The organism is Bifidobacterium xylocopae (assembly GCF_003315615.1).
Classification (GTDB): Bacteria; Actinomycetota; Actinomycetes; order Actinomycetales; family Bifidobacteriaceae; genus Bombiscardovia; species Bombiscardovia xylocopae.
Genome location: NZ_PDCH01000001.1, coordinates 252,999 through 278,476, shown reverse-complemented (window position 1 = coordinate 278,476; position 25,478 = coordinate 252,999). Strand labels below are relative to the sequence as shown.

The 25,478-nt window shown below is 62.1% G+C and carries 17 protein-coding genes, 1 tRNA gene and 1 pseudogene; 7 read left to right on the top strand and 12 right to left on the bottom strand.

All coding sequences use genetic code 11. From position 1 onward, the window contains the following. Positions 1–67: 67 nt before the first annotated feature. On the bottom strand, positions 68–2,680 hold the full coding sequence (locus CRD59_RS01240; protein WP_113852813.1) for a UvrD-helicase domain-containing protein: 2,613 nt from the start codon (positions 2,678–2,680) through the stop codon (positions 68–70). A gap of 169 nt (positions 2,681–2,849) precedes the next feature. Next, positions 2,850–3,077, bottom strand: coding sequence for a hypothetical protein (locus CRD59_RS01235; RefSeq protein ID WP_113852770.1), 228 nt, complete (start codon positions 3,075–3,077; stop codon positions 2,850–2,852). Positions 3,078–3,315: 238 nt separating this feature from the next. Between CRD59_RS01235 and CRD59_RS01230 the strand changes: the two genes are divergently transcribed. Beyond that, entirely contained in the window at positions 3,316–3,912 is a 597-nt protein-coding gene (locus tag CRD59_RS01230; RefSeq protein ID WP_113852769.1) for a xanthine phosphoribosyltransferase, read from the top strand. 75 nt (positions 3,913–3,987) lie between these two features. Here CRD59_RS01230 and CRD59_RS08140 read toward each other — a convergent pair. The 5 genes and pseudogenes from CRD59_RS08140 to CRD59_RS01205 all read right to left on the bottom strand — a co-directional run bounded on the left by CRD59_RS08140 (position 3,988) and on the right by CRD59_RS01205 (position 10,046). Next, positions 3,988–5,004 (bottom strand): annotated as a pseudogene (locus CRD59_RS08140) (PTS sugar transporter subunit IIC). A gap of 180 nt (positions 5,005–5,184) precedes the next feature. Beyond that, the gene (locus CRD59_RS01220) at positions 5,185–6,177 is read right to left on the bottom strand and encodes a D-2-hydroxyacid dehydrogenase (protein ID WP_113852768.1); all 993 of its coding nucleotides are present in this window, start codon (positions 6,175–6,177) and stop codon (positions 5,185–5,187) included. A gap of 66 nt (positions 6,178–6,243) precedes the next feature. Continuing rightward, entirely contained in the window at positions 6,244–7,407 is a 1,164-nt protein-coding gene (locus CRD59_RS01215; protein WP_113852767.1) for an aminotransferase class I/II-fold pyridoxal phosphate-dependent enzyme, read from the bottom strand. A 312-nt stretch (positions 7,408–7,719) separates the two neighbouring features. Then, the gene (locus tag CRD59_RS01210; protein ID WP_113852766.1) at positions 7,720–8,760 is read right to left on the bottom strand and encodes an alpha-L-fucosidase; all 1,041 of its coding nucleotides are present in this window, start codon (positions 8,758–8,760) and stop codon (positions 7,720–7,722) included. A gap of 53 nt (positions 8,761–8,813) precedes the next feature. Then, entirely contained in the window at positions 8,814–10,046 is a 1,233-nt protein-coding gene (locus CRD59_RS01205) for an MFS transporter (protein WP_113852765.1), read from the bottom strand. 213 nt (positions 10,047–10,259) lie between these two features. On the opposite strand from CRD59_RS01205, the gene CRD59_RS01200 reads away from it, so the two are divergent. Then, positions 10,260–11,180 carry a N(4)-(beta-N-acetylglucosaminyl)-L-asparaginase gene (locus tag CRD59_RS01200; RefSeq protein ID WP_113852764.1) on the top strand — a complete coding sequence of 307 codons (921 nt, stop codon included), beginning with the start codon at positions 10,260–10,262 and terminating at the stop codon, positions 11,178–11,180. Positions 11,181–11,587: 407 nt separating this feature from the next. On the opposite strand, the gene CRD59_RS01195 is transcribed toward CRD59_RS01200, so the two are convergent. The 3 genes from CRD59_RS01195 to guaA form a co-directional block, all read right to left on the bottom strand. Then, complete coding sequence (locus CRD59_RS01195) at positions 11,588–12,193, bottom strand: NAD(P)H-binding protein (protein WP_113852763.1); 606 nt, start codon at positions 12,191–12,193, stop codon at positions 11,588–11,590. Between the two features lie 62 nt (positions 12,194–12,255). Then, a complete protein-coding gene (locus CRD59_RS01190) occupies positions 12,256–13,296 on the bottom strand; it encodes a zinc-binding dehydrogenase (RefSeq protein WP_113852762.1) in 1,041 nt (346 codons plus the stop codon). A gap of 245 nt (positions 13,297–13,541) precedes the next feature. Continuing rightward, positions 13,542–15,104: a glutamine-hydrolyzing GMP synthase gene (gene guaA / locus CRD59_RS01185; protein WP_113852761.1), complete on the bottom strand. Its 1,563-nt coding sequence runs from the start codon at positions 15,102–15,104 to the stop codon at positions 13,542–13,544. 374 nt (positions 15,105–15,478) lie between these two features. Here guaA and CRD59_RS01180 point away from each other — a divergent pair, with 374 nt between their 5' ends. The 3 genes from CRD59_RS01180 (at position 15,479) to CRD59_RS01170 (ending at position 21,308) form a co-directional block, all read left to right on the top strand. After that, positions 15,479–17,953, top strand: coding sequence for a phosphoketolase (locus CRD59_RS01180; RefSeq protein ID WP_113852760.1), 2,475 nt, complete (start codon positions 15,479–15,481; stop codon positions 17,951–17,953). 285 nt (positions 17,954–18,238) lie between these two features. Continuing rightward, the gene (gene pta, locus CRD59_RS01175) at positions 18,239–19,927 is read left to right on the top strand and encodes a phosphate acetyltransferase (protein ID WP_201736512.1); all 1,689 of its coding nucleotides are present in this window, start codon (positions 18,239–18,241) and stop codon (positions 19,925–19,927) included. A 154-nt stretch (positions 19,928–20,081) separates the two neighbouring features. Then, positions 20,082–21,308, top strand: a complete 1,227-nt coding sequence (locus tag CRD59_RS01170; RefSeq protein ID WP_113852758.1) for an acetate/propionate family kinase — start codon at positions 20,082–20,084, stop codon at positions 21,306–21,308. Between the two features lie 104 nt (positions 21,309–21,412). Here CRD59_RS01170 and aroA read toward each other — a convergent pair whose 3' ends face one another. Further along, complete coding sequence (gene aroA / locus CRD59_RS01165; protein WP_236632647.1) at positions 21,413–22,771, bottom strand: 3-phosphoshikimate 1-carboxyvinyltransferase; 1,359 nt, start codon at positions 22,769–22,771, stop codon at positions 21,413–21,415. A 170-nt stretch (positions 22,772–22,941) separates the two neighbouring features. Next, positions 22,942–23,832, bottom strand: coding sequence for a hypothetical protein (locus CRD59_RS01160; RefSeq protein ID WP_127920921.1), 891 nt, complete (start codon positions 23,830–23,832; stop codon positions 22,942–22,944). A 384-nt stretch (positions 23,833–24,216) separates the two neighbouring features. Between CRD59_RS01160 and CRD59_RS01155 the strand changes: the two genes are divergently transcribed. Together CRD59_RS01155 and CRD59_RS01150 are read left to right on the top strand one after the other, a co-directional pair. Beyond that, positions 24,217–24,293 (top strand) — tRNA-Pro (locus CRD59_RS01155). Between the two features lie 471 nt (positions 24,294–24,764). Next, complete coding sequence (locus tag CRD59_RS01150) at positions 24,765–25,475, top strand: TetR/AcrR family transcriptional regulator (protein WP_113852755.1); 711 nt, start codon at positions 24,765–24,767, stop codon at positions 25,473–25,475. Positions 25,476–25,478 lie beyond the last annotated feature (3 nt).

Sequence of the window (25,478 nt, the reverse complement as noted above, 5' to 3'; positions counted from 1 at the left end):
GCCCCTCCTGCATTGGCACAGGAGGGGCCCCATCATATATCCAGCTTCCTGGGCTTGTGGCTTCCACTCACAGCTTTTCGATTGGTGCCACTCTCAGCATCAGGCGCTTGATCCCGTCGGAACCGAAATCCACTGTCAGTACGGAGTTATGGCCCTTGTCCTGCAGGTCCACGACTGTCCCCAGACCATACTGGTCGTGCGCCACCTTATCCCCCCTATGGAAATCAGTGATCGACAGCTGCGAGCCGGAAGGCTGCGCCGGCGCCGACGTCCGACGCGTCGGCTTGGACCGCCTGGTCGTCACTCGCCCGCTCTTGGACCAGGATTTGAAGGAAGCCGCCGCTGAGCCGGAAGCACGATGTGCGCCCGAACGCCTGGAACCGTATGAGCCCGAAGACGACGAGCCATACGAACCTGACCTGGACCCAAAGGTCCCTGACCGGCGTGCACCCGTAGAACCGTACGATGAACCGGCGGTCGTTCCGCCGAAGGTCGCTGAGGCAGAGAAACCCTCTTCGAAGCCACCGAACTCGTCCTCATCCCCGCCTTGGCTCCATCCTCCCCGCATGCGCTCCACAGCCGACTGTCTGCGCTTCCAATCAATCAGATCCTCGGGGATGTCATCCAGGAACTGGCTGGGCAGCATCTCATTCGCCTGCCCCCACTGGGCGCGCACTGAAGCGCGTGTCAGATAGAGCCTGCGCTTGGCTCGGGTGATGCCCACGTATGCAAGTCTGCGCTCCTCCTCCAATTCGGTCTCGTCCTCCAAGGAGCGGGAATGCGGGAACGTTCCCTGCTCCATACCGGTCAGGAAAACGACCGGATACTCCAGACCCTTGGCCGTATGCAAGGTCATCAGGGTAAGTTTGCCCGAATCCTCCCCTGCACCCGGCAGCTGATCGGAATCAGCCACCAAAGCCGTGGTCTCCAGGAAACCGGCCAGGGTCGCATCCGGGGTCTTCTGCTCGAATTCGGCGGCAACGGACTGCAACTGAGATAGGTTCTCCACCCGGGAGGCGTCCTGCGGATCCGTGGACTTGCGCAATTCGGCCAGCATGCCGGATGCGTCCAACACTTCAGCGACGATCTCTGATGGCTTGGAATCATGCTCGGCTGTGAAGGCCGTCAAATCCCTCATGATCGAACGAAAAGCGCCAAGCTTCCGGACAGTCAGCGTGGGCATGTCCCCGATCGCCTCGAAACGCTCGATGGCGGCGCCGAAGCTGATCCCCTGCGACTGTGCGTACATGGAGACCAAAGTCTCGGCACGCTGTCCCAACCCCCTCTTGGGAACATTCATGATCCGGCGCATGTTCACATCGTCATCCGGATTGGCGATGGCCTGCAGGTAGGCCAAGGCATCCTTGATCTCCCTGCGCTCGTAGAACTTGGTCCCGCCGACCAACTGATATGGCAGACCGGCGTTGATCAGAGCCTCTTCCAGTGGCCTGGATTGGGCGTTCGCCCGGTACATGACGGCCATGTCCGAATACGGCAGCCCCTCCTCAGCGCGCAGCCTGGCCACTTCGGTGGCTATCCATGCAGCCTCCTGCTGGGCGTTGTCAGCCGCATAACCCACGATAGGCGCACCCTGGCCGAGAGCGGTCCACAGTTTCTTGGGCTTGCGCGACGTGTTCTTGGCGATGACCGCATTCGCAGCATCCAGGATCGTCTGTGTGGAACGGTAATTCTGCTCAAGCATGACGGTCTTGGCCCCGGGGAAGTCCTTTTCGAAATCCCTGATGTTGCTGATGTCCGCACCACGGAAAGCGTAGATGGATTGGTCGGAATCCCCCACCACCGTGATCCAAGCCTGCCCATCCTTGCCGGCGGCCACTGGCCTGCCGGACACAGTCGGACCGACCCTCCCCGCTTCGCGGGCCGTATCCGCACCAGCCAGTTCACGCAACAACACATATTGGGCGTGGTTGGTGTCCTGGTACTCGTCCACCAGTATGTAGCGGAATTTGTGCCGGTAGTATTGGGCGACCAGTGGTGCCGTTCGCAGGAGCTCGACGGTGCGACCTATCAGGTCATCAAAATCAACGGCGTTGGCTTGGGCCAGCCGGTATTCATATTCCGCATAGAAAACTGAGTAAAGCTCCTCCTCATTGCCGAATCTCGCGGAGAACTGTCCACGCTGGCCCGGCTTGTAGTCGGGGGCGAAGGCGCGCAACTGTTGCTCCCAGGTCTGCAGATTGTTCTTGTAGTCCGATATGTGACTCAGGATGGAACGGGGCGTGTACCGTTTCAGGTCCACATTCAGATCACGACCTATAAGCTTTATCAGACGTTCGGAGTCAGCCGTGTCGTAGATCGAAAAACCCGACTTCAGTCCGATCTCCTTACCGTCCCGGCGCAGGATTCGCACACACGCGGAATGGAAGGTGGAGACCCACATGCGCTGGGCCACAGGCCCGATCAAATGCCCCAACCGCTCCCGCATCTCCGAGGCGGCCTTGTTGGTGAAAGTGATGGCAAGCACCTGGCTGGGCCAGGCGCCGAACTGGTTGAGAATCCATGCGATTCGACGGGTGAGGACGCGTGTCTTGCCCGAACCGGCCCCGGCACCGATCAGCAGGGCCGGCCCCCGGTATCGGACTGCATCGGCCTGTTGGGGGTTGAGCCCGTCCAGCAACTCGTCAGCGGCGCGTTGAATCATATCGGCATCGTCGAACACTTGCAGCCCCTCAATATACGCTTGTCCGTTCAGCATGACAGCCACCCGCCGGGCGGCGGACGAGCTTTCAGTTCTAGCATAGGCGACGGTCATCGGCATACCATCGGATATGACGGCGCCCCGGCGGACACGGGTCCGTCCGGGGCGTCGAAAAGCAGCCCGTCCAGGCTTACTTGCCCATCTTGTCCTTGGCCTTGTTCTTTGCCTCGGTGGCGCCCTGCTCGGCCTTCGCCTTGCCGACCTTGGCATCCGCCTTGGCCTTGTCGGCGGCGTCGCTCATCTTGTCCTTGGCTGTCTCCGCTGCGTCAGAGAGCTTGTCCTTGGCATCCTCGGCCACGTCGGAGATCTTCTCTCCGGCCGACTTCATGGCATCCTTGGCATTGTCCAGTACGCTCATCTGGTTCTCCTTATCATCCTGTTGCGTCGACGACGGCGCATGACCAATTGAGTCAACTACCACTGTAGCAGGCGAAATGCCGGCGATTCGGCCGTATCCACCCTCCTATGCCCTCTAATAGGGGAACAGTCATTCGGTCAAACAGGACAGCTATGCTGGTTTCCCAAGGGGCCGTCGGCTCCGTAAAGGGCGGTTCGGCCAGAGGAACGCCCCTTGAGCGCGAATGCAAAGGACTGCCATGAAGCTGTTAGAGGACCGTATCCGTCGCGATGGAACCGTCAAGCCCGGCAACGTGCTGAAAGTGGACGCCTTCCTCAACCACCAGTGCGACGTGGCCCTCTTCGACGCGATGGGGGCCGAGTGGGCCCGTCTGTTCGCCGGCAAGCGCGTCGACAAGATCGTGACGATCGAAGCTTCCGGGATCGGCATCGCCTGCATAGCGGCCCGGCACTTCGGTAATGTTCCGGTCGTTTTCGCAAAGAAGACCCAGTCCATCAACCTTGACGGCGACCAGTACGTCTCCTCGATATACTCCTTCACCAAGCAGCGCGAGTATCCAGTCATCGTGGCCAAGCGATTCCTGTCCACGGGCGAGCACGTCCTGCTCATCGACGACTTTCTTGCTAACGGCAATGCCCTACACGGCCTGATTGATATCTGCAACCATGCAGGGGCCGTCATCGAAGGCATCGGGATCGCCATCGAGAAAGGGTTCCAGGATGGCGGCCGCAAGATACGCGAGGCAGGCTATGACATCCGCTCACTCGCCATTGTGACCGCCATGGATGCTCGGACCGGCACAGTGGATTTCGCCCGGTCCGAGCCGACCGACTAGCCCCCGCACACCGCTGGCATGACCAGCGAGCGCCCACCTTCAAGAACAGGTGGCGGAGCCATCCTCCATCAGGCATCAGGAATAGTCGATCCGATAGTACTCGGGCTTCTGGTACCCCAGAAGCTTGGTGAATACGAAATCGCTCACGTAGCCAAGCGCGATTGGCATGGCCAGGAAAATCACGAACATCTCGATCACACTGCCTGCAGTGAAACCACCCATGCCTTCGATTGCGGCCAAGGGGCCGATCAGACCAGTGAAACCGAAGCCGGAGGTGGATGGACCGGCCGTGACGCCCAATGCGGCCCCTACCCCGCCCATGATGGCCGCATTGATGGAGAGCGGCAGCAGTAGCCTGGGCCTTGAGAGCAGGTTGGCCATCTGCATCTTCGGTGATCCCAGGAAATGGGCCAGGCTGGTTCCGAAAGTATTGACCTTGCGCCCGTAGATGGCCAGGACGAATCCACATGCCGCGATGCCCAGGTTCGATGAGCCCGCCGCGATGCCGGTCAGGGAGATGGCCGAGGCGATGCCCACCGAGGAAATGGGGCTGACGATGATCAGCGCGAATGCCATGCCCATAAGCACACCCATGAGCAGAGGCTACACCGATGTAAGGCCCTCCACACCGATGCCGATCCAGCGGGTGATGGAGGAGACCGGTCCGAGCGTGACAAGCCCCAATCCCCCGGCCACCAGGGCCACGATCGTCGGAATGAGCAAGATCGTGTAGGCCTTGAGCGCGTCGCCCAGCAGCTCGATGAGCAGGCAGCCCACGGCGATGGTGACCGCAAGATTAATGACATCCCCGGTGCCTGACACAGTCAGCCCGTTTCCGGTCATACGCATGTTGCCTGCACCAATGGCAGCCGCGAGGGCAAGTGATGCGGTCTGGATCGTGGTGAACCTGGCCATCATCCCCACGCATACCGCGGAGACGGCCGGCAGCAGGACCTGGGCGATCGCCGTCATCGTCAGCACCACTTTGACCTGGGGCAGGACCGGCAGCAGGTACTTCAGGATGGCATTGAGCAGGGCCCCGGGGATCAGGGCGACGATTATCCCCACGGACAGGCCGTTCAGGACGTTCATCGTCATGCTTGCGATGCGGGAGCCGATGGTGCCGGCATAAGCCGAAAATCCGGTCCTCACAACAGGGATATCAGGGGTTGCGGTTTGCGCTTCCATAAGGGTCGGGTATCCTTCAGGCGAGCCCCGATGGGGCCGTTTATGGTGATCGTAGGCGCGGACCCTCTCCGCACCCAGGTCAGGTCAGTTGACCTGGTGAGGACTAACGCCCCCCGATAGGATGGTCATGACATCATCCAGGGCGATTTGGACCATATTACACACAGCAGCGTCGGTATAGAAACCGATATGGGGTGAAATCTCCACATTGGGCATGGCCTCCAGTACATCGAGCGCCGCATTGTCATAACCGGAAACAGAACGGTCAACCCCGAAGATGCCCGCCTCCCCCTCAATCGAATCCAAGGCCGCTCCGGCGATGCGCCCGGAACGAAGGCCGCCGATCAAGGCCTGGGTGTCCACAATCGGGCCACGGGCTGCATTGATCAGGAATGCTGTCGGCTTCATCGCAGCCAGGGTCCGACCATTAATCAGATGGTGGGTCGTCCCGTCCAGGGGCGTGTGGACCGTCACGATATCAGCCTGTTCCAGCAGCTCGTCCAGACCCGTGTAATCCAACACGTCGGCGAGTTCCGGGCGGTGGACCGGATCATTGGCGATGACCCTGGACCCCAGGGCTCTGAAGATACGGGCCACCGCCGATCCTATCTTGCCAGCGCCGATGATGCCGACGGTCATGTCGTGGATCTCCCTGGCCTCCAGACCATTCCAGGAGAAGTCACCACTGGCCTGCCGGACACTGGATTCACCCAGATGGCGCACCAGACGCATGGCCTGGGCCAGTACCAGTTCGGCCACCGACCGCGGCGAATAGGCCGGAACGTTCGTGACGACCAGGCCATTTGCCGAGGCTTGATCCAGATCCACTATGTCATAGCCGGTGATCCGCAGACTGATCTGGTGCAAGCCGAAGGATTTGAGCTTGGCGTAGACATCCGGACCGCCAATCGACCCGTGCTGCTGAATGACCAGCCCGTCATATCCCTTGGCCAGGTCGGCGGTCGATGCGTTGAATTCCAGCCCGTTCGTATCGACCTGGACACCATTGTCCCGCGACCATGCACGGATGGCCTCCATCTCATCCGGCCTCACCGAATACATCAGCAGCTTGGTCATGATCGTCCCCTCCTCGCTCCTTCGTTTTCTGGTTTCCATTTCCCCGCGGAACCGGGGCCCACAGCTTCAGTGGGTCCCCATGTAGTGGTTGATTCGCCCGGCAGCCGTGCGCAGATCCTCCATCGAGGCCGCGTAGGACAGCCGCACGTACCCGTCACCGCCAGGGCCGAAACTGGCCCCCGGTATCAGAGCCACCTTGGCTTCACGGGCCAACGAATATGCGAACTTCCATGAATCCTTCATTCTCTCGGACAGCTCGACGAACAGGTAGAACGCCCCCTGTGGATCGATCACGCCCAGACCGGCCTCGCGCAGGGCGGTGACCATGAAGTCGCGCCTCCGCTGGTATGCCCGTCGCATGGGCTCGGCATCGTCGCGGCCGTTGGCGAAAGCCTCAAGGGCCGCATACTGGGCGTTCGCCGTCGCGCAGGTGATCGAGAATTCACTGACCTTGCCGACCTGCTCTATCAGATCAGCCGGTCCGGCAGCAATTCCGATCCTCCACCCTGTCATCGCGTGGGATTTGGACACACCGTTGAGCACGATGGTCCGCTCAGGCAGCACCTCGCCCATGGAGACATGGGCGCCCTCGTAGGTGAGTTCGGAGTAAATCTCATCGGACAGGACGATTAGGTCGTGCCTGCGGGCCACGACTGCCAGGGCCTCCAGCTGCTCACGGGTGTAGGTCACACCCGTAGGATTGGTCGGGAAGTTCAGGACCAGGACCTTGGCATGTTCCGGGTCCGACTGAATGGCGGCTTCCAGCTTGTCCGGGGTCAGGACGAAGCCGTCATCGGACGTGTCCATGAGGACCGTACGCCCTCCCGCCATACGCGCGATGGGGATGTACAGGGGGAAAATGGGGGTTGGGATGAGGACCGTGTCTGCAGGGTTGAGGACGGCGGTCAGGACCGAATAGATGCCGCCGGTGGCACCCGCGGTCACCAGCACCTGACTGTCAGGGTCATAGGAGACACCATAGCGTTCGTGGAGGAAGCCTGCGGCTGCTTGGCGCAGGGTCCGGAGTCCGCGGCTCGGCGTGTAATGCGACAGGTCGGCTTCGATGGACCGGATCGCCGCCTGCTTGACATGGTCGGGCGTTGGGAAGTCGGGCTCCCCCAGCGTCAGTTTGACGATGCCTTCGATTGCGCTGATCTCAGCGTTGAAACCCAGGATGTCGCTGGGTTTCTGCGCCCGCACCAGCTCGTTGGTCATATCCGCCATGGTCATGTCGTCTCTCCATCCGCTTGTCGCCAATACGAAAACCCCGCAGCCTCTCCGGCTGCGGGGTTCGAGCATCCGCTTACCAGCGTCTGGAGCGAGGCCACACAGTCAGATTCGCCGCTGATCTGCGCGCCCTTCCGCTGAAAGCCTGGGGCTACAGATCCAGTCTGCGCCACCAATAGCTAAATCGACGGGTGTCTCGCCGGAGCGTGTGCAACATAGCGAAACCTCCTCGAAAGTGAACGTATTCATCAGTTTACCCTGGCAGCGAAATCTGTCAATCCGGCAGGGTCAGCGGATGCGCACGCCACCAGCCGTTCAGGCGGCCTGACCGTCCATCTCCCGCACAGCGAGGAGGGTTTGCTCGGCGGCCATCGGCACCCGCCCCAGGGGGTCCAGGCCGATATTGAGCAGATAGTTGATGCCCATGGAGTTGAGGCGGCTCTTGTAGTCATGGATGGTCCGAGGGGACTTCCAATTGTGGTCATGGTAGGAAAAGCCCCAGGAGTCGTTGATGGTCCCGGCGGACTCGTACAGGCCCAGCCTGGAGGGCTTGAAGCCGGTGATCGAGTTGTAGTCCACGCTGTCGATCTTGCGCTCGGCTTGCTCCTTCGCCTCCAAGCTTGCCGGTATTTCGTTGTCGCCAAGGGATACATAGTCGTATCGGCCATTGCCCAGCCGTGAGTTGATCAGGCAACCGGGCTGAAGTTCCTTGACGGTCTCGTAGATGACCCGGCTCTGTTCGTCGGTCAGGGTCATCGGAACATCGAACCAGGCTATGGAGATGTCACCATACCCGCTCATGATCTCGCGGATCTGCGGCATGATCTTGCGCTCGAAGGCCCGGGAGTAATCCTTGGGGCCCGTGAAGTCCCAGCTGTTGTCCCAGGTACTGCCCGCGGTCTCGATGTCGTTGGACATATAGCCGCCGCCGTCCGGGTCATGCCAGTCCAGGTCCTGTGAGTAGTAGAGACCGAACCTGAGCCCGGCCTTGCGGCAGGCCTGGGCAAGCTCGCCGATCACATCCCGGTGGAAGGGGGTCGCATCGTAGACGTTGTAGGCATCCGTCCTGGAACGATAGAGTGCGAAACCGTCGTGATGCTTCGCTGTCACCACCAGATATTGCATACCACAACGCTTGGCGAGATCCACGATCCGGTCCGCGTCGAAGCAGATCGGATTGAAGGCCTGCGCCAGGCGCCCATACTCCTCGTTCGGGATGCGGAACCTGGACTGGATCCACTCCGCGTAAGCCGAGGAGGACCTTCCCCGGTATTCGCCTGCCAGGAGGGAATAAAGACCCCAGTGGATCATCATGCCGTACCCGGCCCGCCTGAACCACTCGACATTGTCGCTCATAATCGCGTTTCCTTTCCCCGCGTACGGTGCAAGTCCGCGGCTGTTCGTGGACGTCAGATGGGAAGACCGTCCTTGTGGACGATGAATACGTCGTATAGGGCCAGCGCCAGGAAGAACACTCCCGCCCACAAAATCATCGTTCCGGGGGCGGCGTTTCCGATCAGGCGCCCCAGTCCTTGGAAGAAGTAGGGGGCTGCCAGGGAACCGATATTGATGCCGATGATGATGATCGACGTGGTCAGATTCATGGATCCTTTCGGTGAATATGCGACCATTCGCGCCGTCAGCGCAGGGTTGATGATGCCATTGCAGAAGCCGGCCACGAGCACCAGCACCAGCAGCACGGGAATCGAGCGGGTGAAAGGCATGGCGGCCATGACCACCGCGGTCAGTGCATCGAAGATGAATACCGTGTATCTGCCGCACCACTTGGCCAGTTTCTCGAAGGCCACCCCCGACACGATCGAACACAGGACCAGGAAGCCGAAGATGCGCGTGGCGGTCGCCGAATCACCGATGCCGGTCTCGACGATGTGCGAAGCGAGTTTAAGGGATATGGCGGCGTAGAAGAGGTTGACCAGCAGAAACACCACGGCCAGCTGGATGACACCGGCATTGGTCGATGGCTTGGTCGTGGAGACCTCCTCGACCTCCCTGTCACCCTCGACGACCACATTGTCCAGACGCTTGGGCACGAACAGGGAGACCAGGACGATCGGCACTATCAGGAAGAGGAAGACCAGGTACGTGGTGTGCCAGGATATTGAGATCAGGAAGCCGGCGATGAAGAGCATGATCGAATCGCCGATGGCCCCCACCGAGTTCCGCCAGCCAAGAAGCCGGTTGCGTGTATCCTCCGGGAACAGGTCGGTAATGTAGGAAACGCTCAAGGGCGTGAAGACACCCATGCCGACACCGAACATGGCGCGTGAAACCAGAATGGCCGGGTAGGAATAGAAGAAGGCAGGAATGACACCAAAGACCATCGAGAGGGCCAGTCCGGCGATGACCGTGTACTTCTTGCCCAGCAGATTCGACACGAATCCTGAAATGACGGTGCCGAGCAGGACGCCACCGGTCGGAATGACGATCAGAAGCTCCACATTCGCCTCGGAGATGTTGGAGAAGTACCGCTTCATCAGGGGAATGGTACCCGAGACGGCGTTCGAGACGGACATCAGGAAGGAGATGGATAGGATGCCCAGGGCCAGCAAGGGCGAATTCGTCAGAGTGAAGACCCCTCGGGGACCGGTGACGCCGGCCCGTGTGGGCTTGGGATTGTCCATGGTTGCAGCTCCTTTCACACGACGCGGCGCCTAGAAGGAATCCGCTTGCGTAGCCGCGGCTGAGAGTGGGGGCCCCGGTCACCGGCACACCTGAACGGGCCCACACATCGACGTTGACGGACCGCTGTTCTACTATTCGTCGTATAAGTGTTTCCATCATATAGCGGTGGGTGAACGCGACCCTCCGAAGCGCGGAAGACAAGGGGAAGACCGATGGCCTGGGCGACGATCGCGACATGGCGGATGGCGTACGACGGGGTGGCCACGGCCGCCGGAATCCTGGATCGGGACGGTACGGCGGCGGACGCGGTCGAGGAGCTCATCAAAGTGGTGGAAGCCGACCCTCGGTACACGTCGGTGGGCTACGGAGGCCTGCCGAACGAGGAGGGCGTGGTGGAAACCGATGCGGCCTTCATGGATGGGGACACGTTGGCCCAGGGAGCCGTCGCCGGCATCCATGATGTCAAGCACTCGGTCTCGGTGGCACGCGCCTTGAGCGCGCAACACCTCAACTCCTTCCGAGTGGGTGAAGGGGCCAGCCGTTTCGCGCGCGAGCAGGGAATGTCCGTCCCTTCGATGCTGAGTCAGCAGGCCGCGGCCAGCTGGCGGGAGCGGAAAAAACAGGTGGAGGCCGGCGAGATCGCCCCGTACGACGGCCACGATACCGTAGGCGCGATCACCTTGTCCTCATCAGGCTCAATGGCGGCGGCCACCTCGACATCCGGCCTGTTCATGAAAAAGGCGGGGCGGATCGGAGACTCCGCCCTGCCCGGCTCGGGCTACTACGTGGACTCGGAAATCGGAGGCGCGACCGCCACCGGACTTGGTGAAGACATCATGAAAGGCTGCGTCTCCTACGAGATCGTCCGTATGATGGGCCAGGGTTTGGAGCCGCAGGAGGCCTGCGACCGGGCCGTATATCCGTTCATCGACAAGCTGCTTCACCGCTATGGCAAGGCAGGCGCCTTCTCCCTCATCGCCCTGGACAGGAACGGCCGCTGGGGTGCAGCTACGAACGTGGAATTCACTTTCTGCCTGGCCACGAGCTCGCAAGCCCCCCAGGTCCTTGTCGCCACCCCAGGTCCACGCGGGACGACATCGATCGAGACCGACGACGATCCCGCGGCCCTTTGACTCATTCCGGCAAGGACACGATACGGCCGGAACGGGCAGGCGGGTGGTGCTGGTCGCCGGGCCAACCAGTGGAATCGGCTCGGGGACGGCAAGCATGCCGGCAAAGCCGGGCTACCGGGTCTACGCCGCCGGACGACTGATCGGACGCTTGAAAGAGCTGTACAGCATCGCAGTCAGGCCGCCACGGTGAACCGCCCTGACCCCCACCGCATCATCAGCCTCGGAGCCAAACCCCTGGTGGCCCTGCATGCCATCTTACCCACTCATGCCTGAGACATATTAGGGCATATTGAGGGCACACGCCACGGACCCGTGAACGTGCGTCAGCGTGTGCTTTCCCGCGTATGCCCCTCAGTGGTTCGGGAGACGCCCCAGTTTCCTGACCCGGAAAAGGCCAGCGTCCAATTTCACCTGTGGTTGATACCCAGACTCTCCCCTATCCCCATGCCCGGGGTATGGATGAGTCGCATGACCAGGTCGGCGATGCTTGACACGCAGACGTCGTGACCACCGAAGGGCTCGCCCTTGCGGGTGACCTGATAGTCCGGGTCCTCGCCGTCCATGAACCAGCCGGGCCGGATGACCGTGTACTCCAGACCCGACTCCTCTACCTCATCGGCCGCCCCCCGGTAGTCCTTGAGCATGGGGTTGCGCGACAGGTTGCCCTCAGCGCCGACTGAGGCGGGGATCTCGTCGTAGATGCCCATGGAGGTGATGAAGATGAGCCGGTTGACTGAGGCTTTCCCCATACCCTCCACCAGGTCGCGGGCCATGCCGGTCAGGTTGCCGGTCAAAGCCGCGAAGACCGCATCCTGCTCCCCCAACGCTTCGCTTAGCGCCAAGGGGTCAGTGACCGAACCGGTGACGATCCGCTCGCGATCCTCCCGCAGTGGTTGCAGGCCATCGGTGCGGCGGGCCATCAGGGTGAGTTCGTCGTTCGTGTGGTCCAGCAGGTACTCGCGGGTGGCGCTTCCCACTGTGCCGGTGGCTCCGATGATCAACACCCGTGCCATGTCAAACTCCTTTGATCCAGTCGGCGTCAACCCACAGCAGACCGCCGGTGACATCCCGCTCCTTATTCACTGACCAGCAGCAGGGACTTGATAGCGGTACGTTGGTCCATGGCCTCGTAAGCTTCCTGGATCCTGTCCAGGGAGAAACGCTGGGTGAAGACCTTGCCCGGATGGATGTCACCATTCAAGACAGCGTCAAGCAGGAGCCCCTTGTCGTAAGTGGTCACCGCAGCGATACCGCCGCGCAGACCGATGTTGCGCCAGAAGAGCTCATTGGTGTTCATCTGCGCGCGCTGGGGCACGCCGACGCGCCCCACCACAGCCCCTGCCCGGGCCACCTTGATGGCCGTGTCCACCGACTGTGCGGTGCCTACACATTCCAGGACCGCATCCGCCCCTGCACCCGCGGTCAACGACTTCACCCTTTCCACCGCCTCGTCGCCGCGCTCCGCGACGACATCCGTGGCGCCGAACCCCCGAGCCAGCGCCTGCCGGTCAGCATGCCTGCTCATGGCTATGATGCGCTCGGCCCCACGCAGCTTGGCCGAAATCACCCCACACAGACCTACGGCACCATCACCCATGACAACGACAGTGTCCCCGCCCTTGACCTGTGCGGTGGCCGCTGAATGGTAGCCAGTAGCCATGACGTCCGAGAGCGTCAGCAGGGAATTGAGCATATCGTCGCTGTATTCGGCAGGCGCTCCGGGAATTGTGACCAGGGCCCAATCGGCGTTGGCAAAACGCAAGTATTCACCCTGGTATCCACCGTTGCCGCCAGGCTCCTTGCTCATGCAATCACCGTCGAACCCGGCCTTGCAAGCGGCACAGTGTCCGCACCCATGCGTGAAGGGCGCCACTACGAAATCACCGGGATGAATATGGCTTACATCAGGACCCACATCCTCGACGACACCTATCGCCTCGTGCCCCACGAACGTCCCCGCCTGGCGCTGGGAGATGCCCCTATAACACCACAGGTCCGAACCGCATACGCAGGCACGCACCACGCGGATGATCGCATCGCCCGGCTTCTCGATCACCGGCATCGGCGCATCCGCGAGCTCCACCCTGCCCGGCTCCACGAACATAGCTGCTTTCATGATTCCCGTCACCCTTCATGTCTGCTCGCACGCATCCGCATACCTGCGGTCAGCGCACTTCGATCTTTGTTCCGACCCTTGCAGCATACGAAGTTCAAGCGGCTTGAAGTCAACATGAGGCCGGACGATTGTCCGAGTCGTAACATCGCGAGTCCCGCAATACGATGCAGGCACCGCAGGTCGGAATGCCCTACGGTGCCTGCACCAGCGGCCCCTGCCGCCGGATGGCCGTCAACGGAAGTTGGTCACTCCCACTCGATGGTCGCCGGGGGCTTGGAGGTGCAGTCCAGGACCACACGGTTGACCTGCCGGCACTCGTTGGTGATGCGGGTGGAGATCGTGGCCAGCAGCTCGTAGGGCAAGCGGGACCAGTCTGCGGTCATCGCGTCCTCCGAGGACACGGGTCGCAGGACGACGGGCGAACCGTAGGTACGCTCGTCGCCCTGAACGCCCACCGAATGCACGTCGGCCAGGAGCACCACCGGACACTGCCAGATCTGCCGGTCCAACCCGGCCTTGGACAGCTCCTCGCGAACGATGGCATCGGCATCACGCAGGGTGTCCAGGCGCTCGCGGGTGATCTCGCCGACGATGCGGATGCCCAGGCCCGGGCCGGGGAAGGGCTGACGCCAGACAATCTCATCGGGCAGGCCCAGCTCGGTGCCGATGGCCCGCACCTCGTCCTTAAACAACGTACGCAGGGGTTCGATCAGCTGGAACTTGACGTCCTTGGGCAGGCCGCCCACATTATGGTGGGATTTGATGTTGGCCGCACCGTCGCCGCCCCCGGATTCGACGACGTCCGGGTAGAGGGTGCCCTGCACCAGGTATTTGACCTCCTTGCCGGTCCTCCCGGCCTCTTCGATGACCTGACGCTGCGCCTTCTCGAATGTGCGGATGAACTTCTCCCCGATGATCTTGCGCTTACGTTCGGGGTCCGAGACACCCTTGAGCGCCCGCAGGAAGTCATCAGAGGCGTCCACCGCTATGAGTTTGATGCCGGTGGCGGCCACGAAGTCGTGCCTGACCTGCTCGGCCTCCCCCTTGCGCAGGAGCCCATGGTCCACGAACACACAGGTGAGCTGGTCGCCGATCGCGCGATGCACCAAAGCCGCAGCCACAGCGGAATCGACCCCACCGGACAAGCCGCAGATGACCTGATCGTCACCTACTGCACGGCGTATCCTTTCGACCTGGTCTTCGATGATGCCGCTTGCGTTCCAGTTCCGCTCAAGCTCGGCGCACCCGTGCAGGAAGGTGGAGATGAGTTCCTGGCCCAATGGGGTGTTCGTCACCTCCGGGTGCCATTGGACACCGTAGAGTTTGCGGGAGGGATCCTGCATGGCGGCGACCGGCGCCCCCTCAGTATGGGCCAGGACCTCGAAACCCTCGGGCGGGCGCTCGACGGCCACCCCATGGCTCATCCAGGTGACCTGCCGGTCCGGCGATCCGGCAAGGATGCCCACGGCGCGGTCTATCACGGCTTCGGTCTTGCCGTACTCGCCCAGAGCCGCCTTATCCACCACACCGCCGAGCTCGTGCGCCATAACCTGGAAGCCGTAGCATATACCCAACACAGGCACCCCTGCTTCGAATATCGACCGATCGAGCCTGGGAGCGCCTTCGACATAGACCGAGGCGGGCCCTCCGGACAGGATGATGGCCTGGGGGTCCTTGGACAGCATCTCCCCCACCGGCATCGAATGAGGCACCAGCTCGGAGTAGACACCCGCCTCGCGCACCCGCCTCGCGATCAGCTGGGCGTATTGAGCCCCGAAATCAACGACCAGAACAGGTCCTGTTGCCATGACGCTCCTCTTATTCCATATATATATAAGCCGATACATTGATTATGTCCGCACTTTCCGACAACCAGCGGCCCACCAAGCCCGAAGCGGAAGGGTTGACACCGGCGGGCCCATAGGCACTGTTACGCCTGAGGAGAACGCGCGGCTCGCTCGCTTGAGGGAAAAACAAGCGCGACCGCTTGTACACAAGCGAACACAAAGGCATCGCCATATGCACAGATGCGAACACGCCCGGTCAAAAAACACCCTGAAAGTCGTCTCTTCCTCGTACCATAAGGGCGATAGGGAAATAGGGAACCGTCCGGCCTCCAGGTCCGTCGGCAGCCTTACTACCGAATGTAAACAATCAATCGCACTAAAGTGCAGGAGTACACATGACGAATCCTGTTATCGGCACCCCTTGGAAGAAGCTCGACGCTCCTGTCTCCGAGGAGACCCTGGAAGCGGTCGATAAGTACTGGCGCGCAGCCAACTACCTTTCCATCGGCCAAATCTACCTTCGCAGCAACCCGCTGATGAAGGAGCCGTTCACGCGCGAGGACGTCAAGCACCGCCTGGTCGGCCACTGGGGCACCACGCCCGGCCTGAACTTCCTGCTGGGCCACATCAACCGGCTGATCGCCGACCACCAGCAGAACACGGTCTTCATCATGGGCCCCGGACACGGCGGCCCCGCCGGCACCTCGCAGTCCTACATCGACGGCACCTACACCGAGTACTTCCCGAAGATCACCAAGGACGAGGAGGGCCTGCAGAAGTTCTTCCGTCAGTTCTCCTACCCCGGTGGCATTCCCTCCCACTTCGCGCCTGAGACCCCCGGGTCCATCCATGAGGGCGGCGAGTTGGGCTACGCCCTGTCCCATGCATACGGCGCTGTCATGAACAACCCCTCCCTCTTCGTTCCCGCGGTCGTGGGCGACGGTGAAGCCGAGACCGGTGCACTGGCCACCTCCTGGCAGTCCAACAAGCTGGTCAATCCCCGTACCGACGGCATCGTGCTGCCGATCCTGCACCTGAACGGCTACAAGATCGCCAACCCGACCATCCTCGCGCGCATCTCGGATGAGGAGCTGCACGAGTTCTTCCACGGCATGGGTTACGAACCCCACGAGTTCGTCGCCGGCTTCGACAACGAGGACCATATGTCCATCCACCGTCGTTTCGCCGACCTGCTTGAGTCCGTCTTCGACGACATCTGCGAGATCAAGGCGCTGGCCCAGACCGACGACATGACCCGCCCCTTCTACCCGATGATCATCTTCCGCACGCCCAAGGGTTGGACCTGCCCGAAGTTCATCGACGGCAAGAAGACCGAGGGTTCCTGGCGCGCCCATCAGGTGCCGCTGGCATCCGCCCGCGACACCGAGGCCCACTTCCAGGTGCTCAAGGGCTGGCTCGAATCCTACAAGCCTGCGGAGCTCTTCGACGACAAGGGTGCCATCCGCCCCGAGGTCACCTCGTTCATGCCCAAGGGCGACCTGCGCATCGGCGAAAACCCGAACGCCAACGGCGGTCGTCTGCTGAAGCCGCTGGACCTGCCCGACATCCACGACTACGAGATAGATGTCAATAGCCATGGTCACGGCTGGGGCGCCACCGAGGCCACCCGCGTCCTGGGCTACTACACCCGCGACGTGCTCGCGAAGAACCCAACCGACTTCCGCATCTTCGGCCCCGACGAGACGGCCTCCAACCGTCTGGCCGCCGCCTATGAGGTGACCAACAAGCAGTGGGACGCCGAGTACCTGTCGGAGCAGACCGATGAACATATGGCCCATACCGGCCAGGTCACCGAGCAGCTCTCGGAGAACCAGATGGAAGGTTTCCTGGAGGGTTACCTGCTCACCGGGCGCCACGGCATCTGGTCCACCTATGAATCCTTCGTGCACGTGATCGACTCCATGGTCAACCAGCACGCCAAGTGGCTGGAGGCCACGGTCCGCGAGATTCCGTGGCGCAAGCCCATCGCCGGACTGAACATCCTGGTCACCTCCCATGTGTGGCGCCAGGACCACAACGGCTTCTCCCACCAGGATCCGGGCTTCGTGGACATCCTGCTGAACAAGTCGTTCAACAACGACCACGTGACCAACATCTACTTCCCGGCCGATGCGAACATGCTGCTGGCTGTAGGCGAGCGTGCCTACAAGTCCACCAACTGCATCAACGCCATCTTCGCTGGCAAGCAGCCCGCTGCCACCTATCTGTCGGTGGACGAGGCCAAGGCAGAGCTGGATAAGGGTGCCGCCCGTTGGGACTGGGCCTCGAACGCCAGTGACGCCGAGGATGCGGACGTGATCATCGCCACGGCCGGTGACATCCCGACACAGGAGGCCCTGGCCGCGAACGACATGCTGCAGCAGATGGGCGTGAAGGTCCAGTTCGTCAACGTCGTTGACCTGTTGAAGATCCAGGACACCGAAGAGAATGACGAAGCCATGTCCGATGAGGAGTTCGTCAAGCTCTTCGGCAAGGACAAGCCGGTCCTGTTTGCCTTCCACGCATACCCGGGCTCCATCTACCGCCTGATCCACGGCCGTCCGAACCACGACAACTTCTCGGTCCACGGATACAAGGAGCAAGGCTCCACCACCACGCCGTTCGACATGGTGCGTGTCAACGACATGGATCGTTGGTGCCTGGCAGCCTCCGCCCTGCAGATGGTGGACGCCCAGAAGTTCGCCGGCAAGATCGACGAATGGACCAAGTTCCGCACCGAGGCCTTCCAATTCGCTGTGGACAAGGGCTTTGACCACCCCGCCTACACCGACTGGGTCTGGCCCGATGCCAACCGCGCCGGTCAGAAGAACATCTCGGCTACCGCTGCCACGGCCGGCGACAACGAGTAAGAGAACCACATTCATCTGGTCTTGAGGGTCCTCTGAACCCCCAAGCCTTTGAGTGCCGCAGGCGCCTCCTTTGCCTTCCAGGCAGGGGAGGCGCCTGCCGTATATGCGTACACATATATGGCATGTAATTCACGGTGGTTCAGAAGACTCGGAAGGGCATTGCCATATGCCACCAGGGCCTCTTGTTGAGCTCCTGCCTTATACTGGACCAGGGTTATCGACGTGAACGAAGCAGTCATGATCGGCGGTCCCAATGAGTTCAACACGGAACAGGAGGGGACTTCAGTGAGTCCTATCACTATCAGCATCATCAGCCCTGAGGCGGGAACCGGGCGCAATGTCGTGGCTTACGGCGTAGCCAAGGCCCTGTCGGACTCCGGAAAGGTCGCCCTACTGAGGCCTATCGCCTGCCGCAAGGAGACCCTGACCGACACCCTTATCAAGGTTTGCTCCGACCCGGCCGGCCGTGAGCTGTCCGTAGCCAGCTGCCCGGGAAAGGCACGCAAGGACCGGGAGCAGGCCAGGGCCGACGCCGTCGCCGCATACAGCGAACTGGTCGCCCGGCACAAGCCCGAGACGGTCCTGGTTGTCGGTTCCGACAAGACGCCGGTAGCCGACCCCGACCGCTTCCTCCTGGACGCCGACATCGCCGCAGATTTGCGTTCCACGGTCTTCCTGGCCGTCTGCACAATCGAGCGCACGGCCGAGCAGGTCTTCCAGAGCGTGGCCTCCTGCCGAGACATCGTCGAAGCGGCCGGCAGCACCGTCGCCGGCATCTTCATCACCGGCTGCACGCCCGAACAGAAGCCAGCGCTCAATGAGCGTTTCGCCGGGTATGACCAGCCCACCTGGATGATCGACAAGGTTGACTTCGATCCCTCCCCCGATGCCGAGGACAGCCACAGCCACGCCGCCCAGGTCTTCCAGTCCTGCGCGCCAGCCGACGAAGTCGTCAAGGCTGCCCATGTCGCAGCCCCGGACGTGACCACCCCCATCGCCTTCCAGAACGACCTGCTGGCACGGGCCAAGGCCGACCGCAAGACCATCGTCCTGCCCGAAGGCGAGGAGGACCGCATCATCAAGGCGGCCGACTACCTCTTGGAACGCGACATCGTCAACCTGGTCATCGTGGGCGACAGGACCGCCATCCTCAAGCGGGGCGAAGAGCTCGGCCTGAAGCACCTGGGCCAGGCCTCCTTCCAGGCCATGGACGACGAGGCCGTCCTGGCCCCCATGGTATCCAAGCTCTGCGAACTGCGCGCCAAGAAAGGCATGACCGAGGAACAGGCCCGCAAGCAGCTGGCTGACCCCTCCTACTTCGGCACCATGCTGGTCGTCCAAGGCCTTGCCGACGGACTGGTCTCCGGCTCGATCAACTCCACGGCCAACACTGTGCGTCCGGCGCTCCAGGTCATCAAGACCAAACCCGGCGCATCCCTGGTCTCCGGCGCCTTCCTCATGTGTTTCAAGGACCATGTGTCCGTCTTCGCCGACTGCGCCATCAACCTGAACCCCTCGGCAGAACAGCTGGCGGACATCGCCATCCAGTCCGCGCAGACAGCACGTTCCTTCGGCATCGAACCCCGCGTAGGCATGCTCTCATACTCCACACTGGGCTCAGGCAAGGGTCCCGATGTCGACCTGGTCGAAGAAGCCACCAGGCTGGCCCAGGAGAAAGCTCCCGACCTGCCCATCGTCGGTTCCATCCAATTCGATGCAGCCTGGTCGCCGACGGTCGCTGCCGCAAAGGCCAAGGGCAATGCCGTTGCCGGACACGTCAACGTGTTCGTCTTCCCCTCACTCTCCGCCGGCAATATCGGCTACAAGGCCGTCCAGCGCTCCTCGGGTGCCCTTGCCATCGGACCGGTCCTCCAGGGCCTCAACAAGCCGGTCAACGACCTGTCGCGCGGCGCCCTGGTCCAGGACATCATCAACACAGTAGCTCTGACCGCAGTCGAGGCCCAGGCCGACTGAACGTCACTGACGGGGCTCAGCCGGAGCGGACCTTGCCCATGACCCTGCCGGCGGAGCCCTCGTATCACGGGCGTTGTAAGCCCCACAGCGTAATCTCATTATCGGTAGTACGGGCCCTTACGGCCCCAACGTATTGCATCAGGAGGATGCCACAATGGCGAGAACCGTCCTAGTCATCAATTCGGGCTCCAGCTCGATCAAGTACCAGCTGGTTGACCTGGAGACCGGCGAGGGCCTGGCCTCGGGTCTGGTGGAAAAGATCGGCGAGCCCATCGACGGCCACTACAAGCACGAGTACCAAGGCGCCAAGCACGAGCTTGAAGAACCTATCCCCAACCATGAGGCCGGCCTCAAGCGGGTCCTGGGCTTCTTCGAGGAGTACGGCCCGCACCTGAACGAATCAGGCATCGTCGCCGTGGGCCACCGCGTGGTCCAGGGCGGTTCCATCTTCCCCAAGCCGGCCCTCGTGACCGACAAGACACTGGCTCAGGTCAAGGATCTGGCTGTCCTGGCGCCCCTGCACAACGGTCCCGAGGCCGAGGGCGCACAGGTCATGCGCCAGCTGCTTCCCGACACCCCCCAGGTCTTTGTCTTCGACTCCTCCTTCTTCACCGATCTGCCGGCCAAGGCCTCCACCTACGCCCTCAATAAGGAAGTGGCCGACAAATACAAGATTCGCCGCTACGGCGCCCACGGAACCAGCCACCAGTACATCGGCCAGCTCGCGCCGAAGGTGGCGGGCAAGAACCCCGAGGGCTGCAAGCAGATAGTCCTGCACATCGGCAACGGCGCCTCGGCCTCGGCCCAGGTATCCGGCAAGCCGGTCGAGACCTCCATGGGCCTAACCCCCCTTGAGGGCCTGGTCATGGGCGGGCGCACCGGCGACATTGACCCGGCCGTGGTCTTCCACCTGATCCGCAACGCCCACATGGACGTGGACCAGCTGGACACCCTATTCAACAAGCAGTCCGGCATGACCGGCATGACGGGCTTCGGTGACATGCGCGAGGTCCACCGGCTGGTGGCCGAAGGCAATGAGGACGCCAAGCTGGCCCTGGATGTCTATGTCCACCGGATCGTAGGCTACATCGGCAATTACACGGCCCAGATGGGCGGTTTGGATGTGCTTACCTTCACCGCTGGCGTCGGTGAGAACGACGAAATCGTGCGTGGAAGGGTCATCGACCAGCTGGCACCCTTCGGCGTCAGGATCGATCAGGCCAAGAACGAGAAGCGGTCCAAGGAGCCCAGGGTCATCTCCACCCCCGACAGCAGCGTGACCGTCTGCGTGATTCCCACCAACGAGGAGCTCTCGATCGCCCGGCAATCCGAGGCCATCGCCCGCGGCGGCGACTCCTACGGCAACACATTCGGCAAGTGATCTGAGCGGGCCGCAGGCAAAGCCCCCGACGGGGAAACCGTCGGGGGCTTTGCCTATCCCGGCAGGAATCCGCGGCGGCTGCCACAACGTCTCTTCGGACCGGGTCAACCCCTGCCGTCTTCGAGCATCCCAGCCCACATCCCCACGAAGTCCGGCATTGTCTTTGCGGTGGTGGCAATGTTACGCACCCTGACACCTAGTATGCCCAGGCCCAACAGGGCGCCGAAGGTGGCCATCCGATGGTCGCCATAGCTCTCAAGGACCGCAGGGTGCATGGCGTCGCGCCCTACGGGATTGATTTCCAACCCATCCTCCAACTCCCGGGCACGGCCGCCCACACGGTTGATCTCTGCGGTCAGGGCCGCCAGGCGGTTGGTCTCATGTCCGCGCAGATGCCCAATGCCGTGCAGGCGGGTGGGTCCATCCGCGAAGACCAGGAGGGCGGCCAAGGTCGGAGCCAACTCGCCGGCCGCCGACAGGTCATAATCACCCAGGCCGCTGACCTTTCCGGAACCACAGACTGTGCAGGCCTTGTTACCACCGACGCCATCCGTGCAATCCACCTGTGCCCCCATGTCGCTCAATATGCCCGGCAGGAGGGCACCCGGCTGCGTGCTGCTGGCCGGCCAGCCCACTACACTGACCGATCCGCCGGCGACCATGGCCGCTCCGAGGAAGGGTGCCGCATTGGACAGGTCAGGTTCCACCTGCACACGTTCGGGAAGCTGTGGGTATGGCCGTCCTTCAGCTGCCTGCACCCTCCAGCAGCCATCCTTCTCATCAGCCTCCACCCGGATTCCCGCCTGGCGCAGGTCGCTGACTGTCATCCGTATATGAGGCAGACTGGGCACCGGCCCGCCTTCGTGATGGACGATGAGACCCTGCGGAAGCCTGGATCCCAGGAGAAGAAGCCCGGAGATGAACTGGGAGGATCCCGACGAATCGATGTCGACCCGTCCTCCCTTGCAGCCCTGTGGCGGGTACAGGGTGAAGGGCAGATGGCCCTCCTCCCCCTGGTATTCGATTACCGCCCCCAGCTGTGCCAGTCCATCAAGGAGCGGCCGCATGGGCCGGGCCTCGGCCTGCCGGTCTCCGATGAACCGAGTAGGACCGTCTCCCAGCATGGCCAGGGCGGGTGCAAAACGCATGACAGTGCCGGCCAGACCGCAGTCGACGCACCCCCCTGCAGTGAAGAGCCCCGACGCGGGGGGCGTCACCTCCACCCGGCTGGGGTCGTCGCCGTCGACATGGCAGAGTGCGCCTAGGGTGGTCAGAGCACCGATCATGAGGTCCGTGTCCCGCGAGCGCAGGAGGCCTTCCAGGCACACCTGCCGCTGCCCCAGAGCCGCCAGGACCAGGTAGCGGTTGGATAAGGATTTGCTGCCGGGCACCTTCACACGGGCATTCAGGGCCCCAGGGGCCGTCGGTGCCTGCCATGCCTGCTGATCTGCGCTCATACTCATATGCTCCATGATAGGCCGGCTGGCACGGCGAAGCGCCTACCGGCCCAGTCGGAAGCCGATGATCCGGCAGCGCCGACATCGGCCGGATGGACAAGTGGACAAAGGACCCCAAGGGCGAACCGCATACCAATCCCTACGGGTGACCGCCTGCATACGTCGGACCGGCTGTATCAGCGCTTGGCCTTGTCCTCCAGAGCCTGGTGGAGGCTGAGGTAGGCCGGATCGGGGTTCGCCTTGCGTTCTTCGGCGAGCAACTTCATGCTGATGTCGGTGCTCTTCGGTGTCTCCCCCTCCAGAGCTTTCTCCTGGTCCTCCAGGTCATTCATCTTGTCCATGCTCTGGTCCAGGTTGTCGGCGCTCAGGTGGTCGACCAGGTCACTGACCTGTTTGAGGAGGTCCTGCATTTTGCCCAGGACCGTGGATGCCTGCCCGGCGTAGTCGGCCAGGACCTTATCCGGTGCCTTGGCCAGCTGGTCCAGATCGGTCTTGCAGGTGGATACGTAGTCGTTTACCTTCCCCATATAGGCCTTGGTGTCCGACACATCGCCGAAGTCGGGCACCTTCTTGCATGACTGGGAGGCTCTGGAGTAGATGGGTGCGGAGTCCGCCAGGTACCTGCTGAAATTCCCGTAGCTCCTGGACTTGACCATGTATGCCTGGTATCTGGCAGCCACATCCTTGTCCTTCAGGGCCTTCTGACTGGCGAAGTCCTTGTTCATTCGGTCGAACTTGTCGATGGACCGCTTGAGTTCGCCGGCATCGTGCGCGCTGAAGCCCCCGTGGCCTGCGTCATCGTAGGCCGAGACCAGCTGCTCGGATATCTTGTTGCTCTGATTATGCATGTCCACGGCGGAGTCGGCGGCCATCCGGTAATCCGCCGGGCTGGGTGCCCAGGGCCGCAATACCAGGAGGGCGGCGACCAGGGCGGCCACAACCACGGCGACCACTGCCACGATCAGGGAACGCCTTTGGGTCTTGCCCATGCCGTCCGGATCCCCGGGTTGGGCGGCCACCAGATAATCGGATGCCGTCGCCGCAGGCTGTACAGGAGTGTAGACCATACCTGGACCGGCCGGTACCACAGGATTGGTCTGTACCGCCGGACCCCCCATCCCCTGACCGGCCTCCACTTCTTCACGCCCTGTTGTCCCCGCGACCTCCCGCTGCTGCAACTCCGCGGGACTTCCAGCTTGTGGCCTACTTTCTTCGTTCCCCTGGGAAGCCGATGGTTCGTCGCTCATACTGGTCCTCATTTCCCGATTGTGACGAAACGCCCGTGCACACAGTCAGCTTCCCCTCGCCTCGCATGCCTGTACCCGCTGCGATACTAACCGTACCAGTCTATCCCCCGGCCATCCGGCCGACCCGACCCCACACGCGAGCAGGCGGCGGCCACTCCCAACCCCGCGCTATACTATTGGACTGTGCCTGATTGTTTCGGGCCTCGGGCTGTAGCGCAGCTTGGTAGCGCGCCTGCTTTGGGTGCAGGATGTCGTGGGTTCAAATCCCGCCAGCCCGACCAGCGCTTCACTTCATATGACTCGAAGCGGCAGCCGTCGGCCATACCTGTCATGCGCATCCACACCCCCCTAGGGTGTTTCCTCTCCGGTGGGTAAAGACCCGACCCAGGAGGATCACGATACTCCATCGGTCGACGCTGACCATGGCGGTCATGCAGACAGTGCTGCTGGAAACCGAACCTGAAGCCGTCCGGAGCCCTGCGCGACTTCTATCTGTCCGGCCACCGCTTCTGCCCAGGCGCTCCACCGTATTCATCTGGCCCTTTCATCCGCAACTCCCGATGGCAGTACCTTCATGGCACCGCTAGCACGCACTGCACCGGGCTCGCTGCTGGCGGTGGGGAGCGAATTGACATACTGTCAAAACCGTACCTATACTATGGCTAAGAAAGTTGACGACTTGTCAATATGTTTACTTCCCCGACAGCGGCCAGGGCGGCGAAGGTACTGACACAAGCGGCAAGAAGAGCAGGATGACGCGAATCGCTACCTTGGGCAACGACGTCCAGTCCCGGAGCACTGAAGCCCGCAGGCCGCACGTCAGGGACAGACGCGAACAGATTGTGCGTGCCGCCCACGAGTTGAGCCTGGAGAAGGGTTTCACTCACATCACGGTGAGCGACATAGCCAGCAGGGCAGGCATGACCCGCTCCCTCTTCTACCACTACTTCCGCAGCAAGGATGACGTGTCCGCGGCGGTCCTGGACGACATCTCCGACACAATCATCGGCGAGCTCAGATCCTGGAACGAGTCCCGAATACCCGGCAATGTCGACAAATCCCTCGATGACCTCATCGCGCTGATGCGGGTCATCATCAACGACGAAGGCCCCTTCAGCAGAAAACTGGTACAGGCCGGCAACGGCGGCCTGTACATCCAATTCGTCGATCGCTTGTCCGAACGCGTGGCCGACTATATCAGCGGGACCACCGTCAAGGATTTCGAACGAATACATGGCAGGCCAGGCATCAGTCATATCAAGGAATCCCTGATGACGCTCATAGCCGGGGCCATAGCACTTCTGCGAGAGAATCCCGGTACCGACGACCGCACCATCAAGGATATTTTCGTCCAGACCTTGCATCTGGAGGCATACGTACAACCTTTCGCGCCACCTTCCGACCGGCCAGTTCCAGAGGAAGGGACGCAAAAAGAACACCCGAAAGAGAAGCAAGGAAAGTGAGTG

Excerpts from the sequence above, each read along its gene's own strand:
- CRD59_RS01235 (WP_113852770.1), bottom strand. The coding sequence starts at position 3,077 with ATGAGCGTACTGGACAATGCCAAGGATGCCATGAAGTCGGCCGGAGAG.
- CRD59_RS01230 (WP_113852769.1), top strand. The coding sequence starts at position 3,316 with ATGAAGCTGTTAGAGGACCGTATCCGTCGCGATGGAACCGTCAAGCCC.
- CRD59_RS01220 (WP_113852768.1), bottom strand. The coding sequence starts at position 6,177 with ATGACCAAGCTGCTGATGTATTCGGTGAGGCCGGATGAGATGGAGGCC.
- CRD59_RS01215 (WP_113852767.1), bottom strand. The coding sequence starts at position 7,407 with ATGACCATGGCGGATATGACCAACGAGCTGGTGCGGGCGCAGAAACCC.
- CRD59_RS01210 (WP_113852766.1), bottom strand. The coding sequence starts at position 8,760 with ATGAGCGACAATGTCGAGTGGTTCAGGCGGGCCGGGTACGGCATGATG.
- CRD59_RS01205 (WP_113852765.1), bottom strand. The coding sequence starts at position 10,046 with ATGGACAATCCCAAGCCCACACGGGCCGGCGTCACCGGTCCCCGAGGG.
- CRD59_RS01200 (WP_113852764.1), top strand. The coding sequence starts at position 10,260 with ATGGCCTGGGCGACGATCGCGACATGGCGGATGGCGTACGACGGGGTG.
- CRD59_RS01195 (WP_113852763.1), bottom strand. The coding sequence starts at position 12,193 with ATGGCACGGGTGTTGATCATCGGAGCCACCGGCACAGTGGGAAGCGCC.
- CRD59_RS01190 (WP_113852762.1), bottom strand. The coding sequence starts at position 13,296 with ATGAAAGCAGCTATGTTCGTGGAGCCGGGCAGGGTGGAGCTCGCGGAT.
- guaA (WP_113852761.1), bottom strand. The coding sequence starts at position 15,104 with ATGGCAACAGGACCTGTTCTGGTCGTTGATTTCGGGGCTCAATACGCC.
- CRD59_RS01180 (WP_113852760.1), top strand. The coding sequence starts at position 15,479 with ATGACGAATCCTGTTATCGGCACCCCTTGGAAGAAGCTCGACGCTCCT.
- CRD59_RS01170 (WP_113852758.1), top strand. The coding sequence starts at position 20,082 with ATGGCGAGAACCGTCCTAGTCATCAATTCGGGCTCCAGCTCGATCAAG.
- aroA (WP_236632647.1), bottom strand. The coding sequence starts at position 22,771 with ATGAGTATGAGCGCAGATCAGCAGGCATGGCAGGCACCGACGGCCCCT.
- CRD59_RS01160 (WP_127920921.1), bottom strand. The coding sequence starts at position 23,832 with ATGGTCTACACTCCTGTACAGCCTGCGGCGACGGCATCCGATTATCTG.
- CRD59_RS01150 (WP_113852755.1), top strand. The coding sequence starts at position 24,765 with ATGACGCGAATCGCTACCTTGGGCAACGACGTCCAGTCCCGGAGCACT.